Here is an 11,145-nt window from a genome sequence, read left to right on the forward strand (position 1 = left end):
CCGGCAGCGTGCCGAGGAGGCCCGCCGCCAGGCCGAGGAGGAGCGCAAGCGCCGGGAGGCCGAGGAGGCGGCCCGGCAGGCCGAGCGCGAGCGGCTGCGCCGCCAGCACGAGGAGGAGAAGCGGCTGCGCCAGGAGGCCGAGGAGCGCCGCCTGGAGAAGCAGCGCAAGGCGGAGGAGGCCCTGCTCCGCGCCGAGCAGGCCCGGCTCGCCGCGGCCTCGGCGGCCGAGGGGCTGCACGACTCCGATGCGCCGACCACGGAGACGCCGGTCGTCAGCATGCGCAAGGAGTACGCCCCCCGGGACGCCGCGGAGACCGTGCCCGAGGGGACGCCGCGGGTGGAGATGCGCAAGGAGACGCGGCCGGACTCCGGGGGCGCGTCCGACAGCCGTACCGGCTCCGGCTCGCGCTCCGGCGCGGATCCCGAGGAGACCGCTGTACTGCCGCAGCCGGAGCCGGTCGGGGACGACGAGGGCGACCGGCCGGACGACCGGACCGGGGACGCGCGGCGGACGCCCGCCACGGGCTCGCGTGCCACGGACGAGACGGCGGTACTGCCCTCCGTGCGCCCCGAGGAGACGGCACGCCCCGAGGACGCGGCGCACAGCGGCGCGGCCGACGAGACCGCCGTACTGCCGCCGGTGCGCCCCGAGGGCCCGGAGGACCGGGTGCCGTCGTGGATGTTCCGCCCGGAGCAGGGCGGCACGCGCCGTCCCGCCGCCGAGTCGAGCACCGAGCGCACGGCCGAGCTGCCGCAGATCGACCCGGTGACGGGACTGCCGTCCCCGGGCCGGACCGGGCAGTCGCCGTACGAGTCGTACGCGCCGCAGCAGCCGCACTCCCAGTACGAGCAGCAGCCGCGGCCGGCCGGCGGCCGGCGGCGCCCGGAGTGGGCCGAGGAGACCCCGCTCGACGACCTCCCGACCCTCGCGGACGAGCTGCTCGGCCCGCGCGACACGGAGGAAGAGGAGAGGCACCGCGGCCGCTGGGGCCGCCGCTGATCCCCGCCGCTCCGGCCCTTTCCGGCCCTCGGTACGTACGCGTCGTACCGGGGGCCGGCGGCGTTTCCGGGCCCGCTCATCGGGGACCGGCGGCGGGTTTCCGGGCCCGGGCGGGCCCCCGGAGCGCGCTTTCCGCCCCACGTGGACGGGATTGTCAGTGCCGTCCACCACAATGGGTGGCGACGGGGCAGACACGGCGGCGGGGCAGCCCGGCGCGGGGCAGGACACGGACAGGACGGCGGAGCGGCAATGGCGGTGTGGGACGACCTGGTGGGCCAGGAGCGGGTGAAGGAGCAGCTCGCCGCCGCTGCGCAGGACGCGGACGCCCTGGTCACGGCCGAGGAGCCGGGTGCCGTCGCGCCCGAGTCCGCGCCGGAGTCCATGAGCGCGTCCCGGATGACGCACGCCTGGCTGTTCACAGGGCCGCCCGGTTCCGGCCGGTCCACCGCCGCGCGCGCCTTCGCCGCCGCCCTGCAGTGCGTGAGCCCCGACCGCGCGCTGGGCGGCGCCCCCGGCTGCGGCTTCTGCGACGGCTGCCACACGGCGCTGGTCGGCACGCACGCCGACGTCGAGGTGGTCCGTACGGACGTGCTGTCCATCGGCGTGAAGGAGACCCGCGACCTGGTCCGCCGGGCCTCGATGTCACCGGCCGGCGGCCGTTGGCAGGTGATCGTCCTGGAGGACGCCGACCGGCTCACCGAGGGCGCGGGCAACGTCCTCCTGAAGGCCGTGGAGGAGCCTGCGCCGCGCACGGTCTGGCTGCTGTGCGCCCCCTCCATCGAGGACGTGCTGCCCACCATCCGCTCCCGCTGCCGCCTGCTGACGCTGTCCACGCCCGCCACGTCCGCGGTCGCCGACATGCTGATGCGCCGTGACGGCATCGAGCCGGCCGTCGCCACGGCCGCGGCGCGCGCCACCCAGGGGCACATCGGCCGGGCCCGCCGGCTCGCGACGGACGAGCGGGCCCGTGCCCGCCGCGCCGCCGTCCTCAAGCTCCCGCTCCGCGTCGACGACATCGGCGGCTGCCTCAAGGCGGCGCAGGAGCTGATCGACGCGGCGGGCGAGGACGCCAAGCAGGTCGCCGAGGAGGTCGACACCAAGGAGACCGAGGAGCTGCGGGCCGCGCTGGGCGCCGCGGCGGGCACCGGCGGGCGGCTGCCGCGCGGCACGGCGGGCGTGATGAAGGAGCTGCAGGACCGGCAGAAGCGCCGCTCCACACGTACCCAGCGGGACAGCCTGGACCTCGCTCTCACCGACCTGACCGGTTTCTACCGCGACGTCCTGGCGCTCCAGCTCGGCACGGCCGCCGAGCTGGCCAACGAGGACGTGCGGGACAGTGTCCAGCGCATCGCCGCCGGCTCCACCCCCGAGTGCACGCTGCGCCGGATAGAGGCGGTCATCGCCTGCCGCCGCGCCCTGGACCGGAATGTCGCGCCGCTGCTGGCCGTCGAGGCCATGACGGCGGCTCTCCGCGCGGGCTGAGAGCGCCGGACCGGACGGCCGAACTCACCCTTAAGAGGGCAAAAGGCCAGGCATGACCCCATCGGGACCGATACGCTCCCCAGAGCTGTCGCCAATTGTCACCACTGGTCACCAATCGTCACCGAGCCGAGTGCCGCCTCCCGCCGCCGAACGAGGGACCGTACCCATGGACACCAGCCGTCTGCTCCGCACCTCCGGCGCCGTGCTCGCGGCCGCCGCGCTGCTCGTCTCCTGCAGTAAACCGAGCAGCCCGGGCGGCGACACGGTCGCCTCACCGGCCCAGCACGGCCCCGACGCCCGCCCGGAGAGCGACAAGGCGACCAAGCCCCTGGAGCCCCTGCCCACGGCCGTACCGGCGGCCCTGCGCCCGTACTACGACCAGAAGCTCAGCTGGCGCTCCTGCGGTCCCAAGGGCTTCGAGTGCGCGACCCTCCGGGCCCCGCTCGACTACGAGAAGCCCAGCCGCGCCACCGACCTGGAGCTCGCGGTCTCCCGCAAGAAGGCCCCCGGCCCCGGCAAGCGGATCGGCTCCCTGATGGTCGACCCGGGCGGCCCCGGCGCCTCGGCGATCAACTACCTCCAGCAGTACGCCCCGGAGCCGGCCGCCGTGAAGGCCCGGTACGACATGGTCGCGATGGACCCGCGCGGCGTGGCCCGCAGCGAGCCGGTCCGCTGCCTCTCGAACAAGCAGATGGACGGGTACACACAGGTCGACCAGACCCCCGACGACAAGGCGGAGCAGACCAAGCTCACCACCGCCTACAAGAAGTTCGCCGACGGCTGCCGGGCCCGCTCCGGCAAGGTGCTCGGCCATGTCTCGACGGTCGAGGCGGCCCGTGACATGGACATCTTCCGCGCCGTCCTGGGCGACCGGAAGCTGACCTACGTGGGCGCCTCGTACGGCACCTTCCTCGGCGCGACGTACGCGGGCCTGTACCCCTCCCGCGTCGGCCGGCTCGTGCTGGACGGCGCGATGGACCCCTCCCTGACCTCCCGGCAGCTCAACGAGGACCAGACCGCCGGCTTCAACACCGCCTTCAACTCCTTCGCCGCCGACTGCATCAAGAAGCGCGACTGCCCCCTGGGCACCAAGAGCACCGCCGACGCCGGCAAGCAGCTCTCCGCCTTCTTCCGCCGCCTGGACACGCGCCCGGTCGCCACCGGCGACTCCCGCAAGCTCACGGAGTCCCTCGCGACCAGCGGTGTGATCGCCGCCATGTACGACGAGTCGGCCTGGCCGCTGCTCCGCGAGTACCTCACCAAGGCCCAGAAGGGCGACGGCAGCGGCCTGCTCGCCCTCTCCGACACCTACTACGAGCGCGAGCCGGACGGCAGCTACGCCAACCAGATGTTCGCCAACCCCGCGGTGAACTGCCTCGATCTCCCGCCCGCCTTCTCCTCGCCCGCACAGGTCGAGTCCGCGCTGCCCGCCTTCCGCAAGGCGTCGCCGGTCTTCGGTGAGAACTTCGCGTGGGCGCCGCTGAACTGCGCGTACTGGCCCGTCAAGGCCACCGGCGAGGCGCACCGCATCGAGGCGAAGGGCGCGGCCCCGATCCTCGTCGTCGGCACCACCCGCGACCCGGCGACCCCCTACCCGTGGGCCCGCGGCCTCGCCTCCCAGCTCTCCTCCGGCCGCCTCCTCACGTACGAGGGCGACGGCCACACCGCGTACGGCCGTGGCAGCGACTGCATCGACACCGCGGTGAACACCTACCTGCTGGAGGGCACGCCCCCCGCCAAGAACAAGCGCTGCTCCTGACCGCACCACCGGCCCCCGGACCCCCTCCGAATCCGATTACGAACCACCCCTCCGCCATGTGTAGACTGGGCCGCGCACCACGCCGCCTTAGCTCAGTCGGCCAGAGCGACGCACTCGTAATGCGTAGGTCAAGGGTTCGATTCCCTTAGGCGGCTCCGAAAAAGGCCAGGTCACATAGCCCGTGACCTGGCCTTTTGCTGTGTTCGGGGCATGACGCGTCACACGGCCGGGGTGCCGTGGGATGGCTTGCGTGAGCGATGCGTGAGCGGAGAGCCCGGGGACCTTAATCCTTGGGCTTCTTCTGCTTGTGCTTCTTCTTCCCCTTGGCCTTCGCCTTCTTACTCTTCTTGACAGTCTTCGCCGCCTCACGTGCGGCCTGCTCCGCCTCGGCCTTGCGCTGAAGCGGGACCAGCTCGAACCGACGATGCCGGTGGAGGACCGCGCTGCCGACACCTGGGAACCGCTAATGATCGTCGCCGACCTCGCCGCCGGTACCTGGCCGCGCCGCGGACGGGCCGCGTGCGCGGCGATGGTGGCCGCGGAGGCCGAGGCCGAAGCGGACCAGCCCGGAGGGGCACGCATCCTGGCCGATATCCGTACGGTGTTCGCCGCCCAGCGTGAGCCGGACAGCCTCACCACGGATGAGCTCCTGCATCAGCTGCGTCAGGACGCCGAAAGTCCCTGGGCGGAGTGGGGCCGTAATGGTCCTACCGCGCGGGACCTGGCGGCCATGCTCCGGGAGTTCGGCATCAAGCCCGGCAACGTGCGCCTCCTCGACGGGACTCAGCGCAAGGGTTACATGCGCAACAAGTTCCTCGACGCGTGGCGGCGCTACTGCCCCACCGTTCACCCCCAGGACGCCTCACCCGTCTTGGGCTGAGCCCCTGCCCGGAACTGCCGTACGTGCCGTCCCTGCCGTGACACCGCAGGTCAGGGCGCACGGTGGCAGGACGGGAGGAGGAGCCAAGACGGCAACGGGTTCACCACATCCCGGCGTCCGGCCTTGCTGTGATGCCCGGATGCGTCCCGTGCCGTCCTGGCCGTCCCCGCCGTATCACCGCAGGGCACGGCGGCGAAACCGGGACGGCAGCGCATGTCCGTGCCGTCCCTTCTCCCGTCCGAGACCAGTACACCCGGGCCGCCCGGTCCCTCGGCGGGAGTCTCTAACGCGCGGCCCGGCCTTCGCCGGGGCGGCGGATCTGAGGGCCTGCCGTCCCCACGCTGACCTGCGCTTGCAACGGCCAAGACGGCCAAGACGCGACATCCACACCACCCCGCCAGGAGCACGCTTGAACCGCCCTGCCCCCTCACCCGCTCATCCCTCGACGCACCGCTCCGCAGGCGGTCGCCCGACACCCAAGCAGGCCGCCGAGCGTTTCGCTCTCACCGGTGCGGGTGCCATGATCCTGGTCCTTACCGTCGGAGGTTTCTGGCTGTCCTACGCGCACCTGGCCGAGGTCGCCGGACAACACGGACTCCACTCCTCTGCGGCTCGCCGGTGGGCCTGGCCCGCGACGCTGGACGCCTTCATCGTCGCCGGGGAACTGCTGATGCTCCGCGCCGGCCTGCGAGGCATCACCGACGGCTGGGCAATCGCCCTCACCGCGACGGGCTCCGTCGGGTCGATCGCACTCAACGTCGCCGGGGTCAACGGCTCCGGCCACACAGGCCACGTGGCACCTCTCGACTACGTCGTCGCCGCGGTCCCTCCGGCCGCCGCGCTGCTTGCCTTCCGCGTGCTGATGCGCCAGATACACCACCTCGTCGACCGGCCCGGTCAGCTGAAGGAGTCCATCGACGTGGTGGCGCCGGAACCGGCCACTGTCCTACCGGTCGCCCCCGCCGTATCCCCGTCAGCCACTTCCGACCGGCGGCCGGAACCGCGCACCGAGGTTCCGGCGGGCAGGTCGCGCGGAGGTCGCCCGGCGAGCGCGACGGTCGAGGAACTCTTGGAGATCGGGCGGATCGCTGTGGCGGAGAGCGGAAACCCGACCCGCGGCACCGTTCAGCGGGCGATCAAGGACAAGGGACATACGGTCAGCAGCCACCGGCTGACCGAGGTCATGGCGATCCTCCGGTCCGAAGCCGAGGACGGCGTGGCCAGCCCGGTCGACGGCTGATCCGGCACGCGGCCGGCCGCCGGACCGCGACAGGCGACCGGCCGCACTGAATCTGCCTCCCGAGCCGCTATCCACACCTGTGGGCACGGGGCCCGCGTACGGAGGCGGGCCCTGTCTCTCTCTTCCCGCGCACTGCCGGAGCACGCCCCGATGAGCCACGAACCGAACTACGCCACGAACACCTACCACGACCCGCGCCCGACACCACCTACTGCCAACCTCCTCTGGCGGCTGAAGCGCGCGTTCGGGAGGAAGACCCTCACCGGAGAGACAGTCCCGGACGGAGCCAGTAGTACCCCGAGTCCGACTCACGGCCGGACTCGGGGAACCTCCGCCCCAGGGGTGGCGGAGACGGCCCAGCGCCAGGGGGCGCTGGACCAGGAAGTCGGGCCCGAGGGCGGACCCGACTCGGACGATCTCCATGCCGTACAGCAGACCGTCCTGCGCCCTGCATCGACCGACGACGCCGTGCAGCAGGTCCAGCCCGCGATCCGTCGCTTCACCGGCGACAAGCGGGTGGAACGCGTCGGCCCGCTGCGGTTCCTCGCCAGCGAGCGTGCCCTCCTCCAGGAGGCCGCCGCGGCCCACGGCTACAAGGGCGAGTCCGGATTCGCCGTCGACGTTGTCCTCGCCTTCGTGTGTGGCCGGTTCACCGCGAATCTCCCGCTGTCGGAGGAACGCCGCCGCACGCACGAATACCGCTCACAGGTGCTGCGGCATCTCCACCGCATCGGCGTGAACGTTAACCAGATCGCCCGCGCGCTCAACAGCGACCTCACCCCACCCGACACCCGAGGCACCCTCGCCGAACTGCACCGCCTGCTGAAACTGATCGCCGAGGCCCTGCGCGAGCCCACCGACCCCACGGGAGGCTGACCGAAATGATCGCCGCCATCAAGCCCTCCGGATCCCGCACTCGAGGCCTGCTCGCCTACCTCTACGGTCCCGGCCGGCACGACGAGCACATCGATCCGCACACCGTCGCCGGCTTCGCGATGCTCGGCATGCCCGACCCCGGCCGCGACGAAAACGCCACCCTCACCCAGCTCGCCCACCACCTCGACGAGCCCGTACGGCTGCGCAACAGCGAGTTCGGCAAGACGGTCACCGACCACGTCTGGCACTGCGCCGTCCGCGCGGCCCCCGAGGACCGTCATCTCTCCGACACCGAGTGGGAAGAGATCGCCCAGCGCGTCGTGCGAGCCGCCGGTATCGCCCCGGCGGAGGACGACCTCGGCTGCCGCTGGATCGCCGTCCGCCACGCCGACGACCATGTACACATCCTCGCCACCACCGTCCGTGAGGACGGCCGCCGCCCCAAACTCCACGACAGCGGTCTCCGTGTCGGCGACGCGTGCCGCGAGATCGAGAAGGACTACGGCCTGCGGCGGCTGAAGAAGGGCGATCGCACCGGGGCCCGACGGCCTACTCAGGCCGAGATGCACAAGGTCGACCGCCTCGGCTGGGAGCAGACCAGTCAGCAGTGGCTCCAAGAACGCGTCCGCACCGCCATCCCCCATGCCGGCAGCGCCGAGGAACTGCTGTCCTATCTCGAAGCCGACAGCGTCCTGATCCGGCCCAGGCGAGGCCCGTCCGGCGATCTCCTTGGTTACGCGGCCGGGCGCCCCGGTGATCTCAACAAGGACGGCGAACAGATCTTCCACCCCGGCGGGAAGATCGCCCCGGACCTCACTCTGCCGAAACTGCGGGCCCGGCTGGAGAGCAGTACGCCCGAGGAACACCCCACCGCCCGCCGCGATGGCCCCACGACCCCCTGGCATCAAGCCGTCGACGCCCTCACCGCCCTGCCCAACGCGCTCACCGACGATGGCCACGCCCAGGCCCACATCACCGCTCTTGGTGAACTGTTCGAGGCCACCGCTCAGCAGACCTCCGGCCGAATCCGCTCCGAGCTCCGCACCGCGGCAACGGCCTTCGCCCGGGCCCAGCGCTCCCAGGTCCGGGCAGAGCACCGGGCCGCCACCGCGCTCCGTACAGCTGCCCGCGACATCGCCCACAGCGCCACCGGTCCGGACGGCAGCGCCCTGGCCTCCTTGCTCGCCGCGATCGTCTGGGCCTCGATCATCGCCGCCCGCTGGCACGAGGCGAAGAACCACGCCCACCAGACCGACGCCGCCCGTCAGGCCGTCCAACACCTTCAGACGGCCACCGACCAGGCTCTCGTCCCCGTCCTCGACGATCTCACCTCCCGGCAGCCCAGGGATCACGAACGCCGCACCCTCACCCACGACATCCGCACCGCCGTACCCGACCACGCCGAACGCATAGTCACCGACCCCGCCTGGCCTGCCCTCGCCACCGTCCTGGCCGACGCCGAAGCACGAGGCCACCGCCCCCCCCAACTCCTCAAGGAAGCCACCGCGCGACGCGAACTGACCACCGCCCGCAGCCCCACCCGCGTCCTGATTACCCGCATCCAGCACACCAGCCGCAACCCCGCCCCAACCGCCGCGCCGAAGCAGCCCGCCGACGCTCGACCATGTTGTCCTCGGCCCCTGTCCACCAGGCCGAAACCCCACAGCGCACGGCGGCAAACACGACACCCACCACGGAACAGCGATCGAGGCGACGCCGGTAGTCCCGGTCGGGATGACCAGTGACAGTACGAACAGGGACGGCCACCCTCAGCTGCCCAACTCCTCCTCGATCGCCACGGCCACGGCTGGCCATGGCACATCCAGCTCGCCGAACAGCTGCCAGTAGCGATACGAGGCGCGGACGAGGGAGCTGACGCCCAGCCGCGCCGCATCACAGTCGACTGTTCCGATCACCCGGCGTGTGATGCCGCCGGCCCCTCTCGCGGCGGGATGGATGCCGTGTGCGAGAAGGAGGGCGGCGGTGCGGATGGCATCCAGGGTCCGCGGCGGGAGAGCGGCACGTGTCGGTTCACCATCGGCGCCATTGCGGATGATTCGACGTCACTGCCTCAGGAAGCCCTCGAAGTACCCGAGCCGAGGGTCGTCGGGGGTGCCGACGAGCAGGGCGCGGTCGAGCAGGATGTTGTTGTGCTCGCAACTCGTCTCTGGGAGCATCACGCAGGCGTGGCAGGCCGCCAGGTTGATTCCGCCGGCGCCGGACGCCTCGGTCTCCATGCAGAGCGGGTCCGAGGAACACCATTCGGCACGGCGGACGGCCGAACGGACCGTACGAGCGAGGATCTGCGGTTCACCTTGAGCGACCAGACCACCCAGGCTGCCCGCCGAGTCGCTCGTCGCCGTGTAGACGAGCGCCCCGGCCATGTCGTCGGCCGCGTACAGGCGCTCGCGCAGGGCCGCGGCCGGGTAACCCGACTCCAGACTCCACTCGTTGATGAGGACGTGGGCCAGCGTGTGCAGCAGCACCATGCGAGGGGTGGCCGGGGAGGGGACGACCCTGCTCGCGTCGTCGGCCCGCTGCTCCAGCACCCGCTGGTGGGCGGTACGCATCCGCTCGACCCGGGCTGCCACCGCCACGCTCTTCTCCCAGGCACCGAGTCGGTCCTCGTCCAATCGGAGGAAGACTCCCTCGCCCCGCACCTCCATGGCCGGGAGCCAGCGCAAGGGGCGTTCGGACAGGGACATCTCCTTGGAGTCGGTGGTCGACTCGGCGTTGATGAGCCGGGTGAACGCCTTCAGGGCGCGTACCTCGCGAAGCTTCTTGACCAGCATCGGGCCGGTGACGCCGAGTGGATCGAGCATGCTCTGATCGCCCAGTGGCGTCTCGCAGACGAACTGCTCGTCGCGGGAGTGCTCGCGCTCGTCGTTGCCTGAGCGGAGACGCTCGTACTCCTTATTGCGCAGAGCGCGGTAGCGGTGGTCGAAGGTAGGGGCCGCTTCACTGTCGGGGTCCTCCTCGCGCTCCGCGGTGAGGAGTGCCATCACCTCGTCCAGCGGCACAGGACACTTTCCCTTGAAGGCACCCTTGAGATAGATCTCGACATGTTCGCGCGTCTCGTACTCGCGGAGCGCCTCCCAGTGTTCGGCAAGCGGGTCCGCGCGGCCGTCACTCCACGGCGGAATGGAGAGCGCCGACTTCAGCACCGGCTGCCACACCGCCGACGAACCGCGCTGCAGCGTACGCAGGGGGAGGCCGCACTCCTGAGCGGGGGCGGACGCACCGAGCCACGGGCGGGGGCCTCGGCACTTGAGACCCAGGTCCTTGAGCGCGCTCCTGCGGAAGGAGCCCTCCATCGAGACCTCGGGCGTCTGCCCACAGGTACAGGAGACGAGGATGGAGCGCAGTGAGGAAGTACGCCCGGTCGTGCGCATCTTGAGCCTCCCTCCGCACTGTCCCGCCGTCGTGGCACCACGGTCCGTGGACCGATGCACCCACTGCCAGTATGGGAATTCCCCAAGGTGTCCGGCTTCGCAAGCGACGACGAAACGGGAGGGGACCAGGTCCACCTCGCACGTGCCGCAGACGCTTCGCCCGGCAGGCGGGTTGAAGTCGCGGTGCCGTTGCAGGTCGTTGCACTCGGGGCAGGAATGCATCAAGGGGAATCGTCGGACCCGGAGACCGTCCTTGCTGGTGTCGTCGGAGGCGGGCGGCAACCGGAAGTAATCGACGTCGAGCACTCGGGCCAGGCGCCGTTCGTAGATCCGCGGGGACTCATCACGACTCCAGCTCTGCTCGGCCTCGTCGAGTCCCGAGACGATGAAGGACTCGTGGTCGACGGCGATGAGAGACCCGACGCCGTACGTGGTGATCGCCTGGGCGCGACGGACCGCACCACGCCGCGGAAGGTTGTGGGCGGGGGCGGCGCCGTTCGCGCCGGTCCGGCGACG

At 71.7% G+C, this 11,145-nt stretch carries 6 protein-coding genes, 1 tRNA gene and 3 pseudogenes; 8 read left to right on the forward strand and 2 right to left on the reverse strand.

The genetic code is table 11. The annotated features are described in order from the left end of the window. The 8 genes and pseudogenes from CCS38_RS33275 to CCS38_RS33310 form a co-directional block, all read left to right on the forward strand. Positions 1–1,000: pseudogene (locus CCS38_RS33275) on the forward strand (hypothetical protein); the annotation flags it as partial. A gap of 249 nt (positions 1,001–1,249) precedes the next feature. After that, a complete protein-coding gene (locus tag CCS38_RS33280; protein WP_223737110.1) occupies positions 1,250–2,482 on the forward strand; it encodes a DNA polymerase III subunit delta' in 1,233 nt (410 codons plus the stop codon). Between the two features lie 166 nt (positions 2,483–2,648). Further along, the gene (locus CCS38_RS33285) at positions 2,649–4,241 is read left to right on the forward strand and encodes an alpha/beta hydrolase (RefSeq protein ID WP_223737111.1); all 1,593 of its coding nucleotides are present in this window, start codon (positions 2,649–2,651) and stop codon (positions 4,239–4,241) included. Positions 4,242–4,322: 81 nt separating this feature from the next. Further along, a tRNA-Thr gene (locus tag CCS38_RS33290) sits at positions 4,323–4,396 on the forward strand. 257 nt (positions 4,397–4,653) lie between these two features. Beyond that, a pseudogene (locus tag CCS38_RS33295) lies at positions 4,654–5,121 on the forward strand (DUF3631 domain-containing protein); the annotation flags it as partial. A gap of 520 nt (positions 5,122–5,641) precedes the next feature. Further along, positions 5,642–6,361, forward strand: a complete 720-nt coding sequence (locus CCS38_RS33300) for a DUF2637 domain-containing protein (RefSeq protein ID WP_223737113.1) — start codon at positions 5,642–5,644, stop codon at positions 6,359–6,361. A 342-nt stretch (positions 6,362–6,703) separates the two neighbouring features. Then, entirely contained in the window at positions 6,704–7,237 is a 534-nt protein-coding gene (locus tag CCS38_RS33305; RefSeq protein ID WP_223737115.1) for a MobC family plasmid mobilization relaxosome protein, read from the forward strand. A 5-nt stretch (positions 7,238–7,242) separates the two neighbouring features. Next, positions 7,243–8,960: pseudogene (locus tag CCS38_RS33310) on the forward strand (relaxase/mobilization nuclease domain-containing protein). A 46-nt stretch (positions 8,961–9,006) separates the two neighbouring features. On the opposite strand, the gene CCS38_RS33315 reads toward CCS38_RS33310, so the two are convergent. Continuing rightward, entirely contained in the window at positions 9,007–9,153 is a 147-nt protein-coding gene (locus CCS38_RS33315; protein ID WP_223737117.1) for a hypothetical protein, read from the reverse strand. A gap of 147 nt (positions 9,154–9,300) precedes the next feature. Continuing rightward, positions 9,301–11,145 (reverse strand): MrfA Zn-binding domain-containing protein (gene drmB, locus CCS38_RS33320; RefSeq protein ID WP_223737119.1); only part of this gene is annotated, 1,845 nt, incomplete at its 5' end.

This window comes from Streptomyces purpurogeneiscleroticus, assembly GCF_020024005.1.
GTDB classification, from domain to species: Bacteria; Actinomycetota; Actinomycetes; order Streptomycetales; family Streptomycetaceae; genus Streptomyces; species Streptomyces purpurogeneiscleroticus.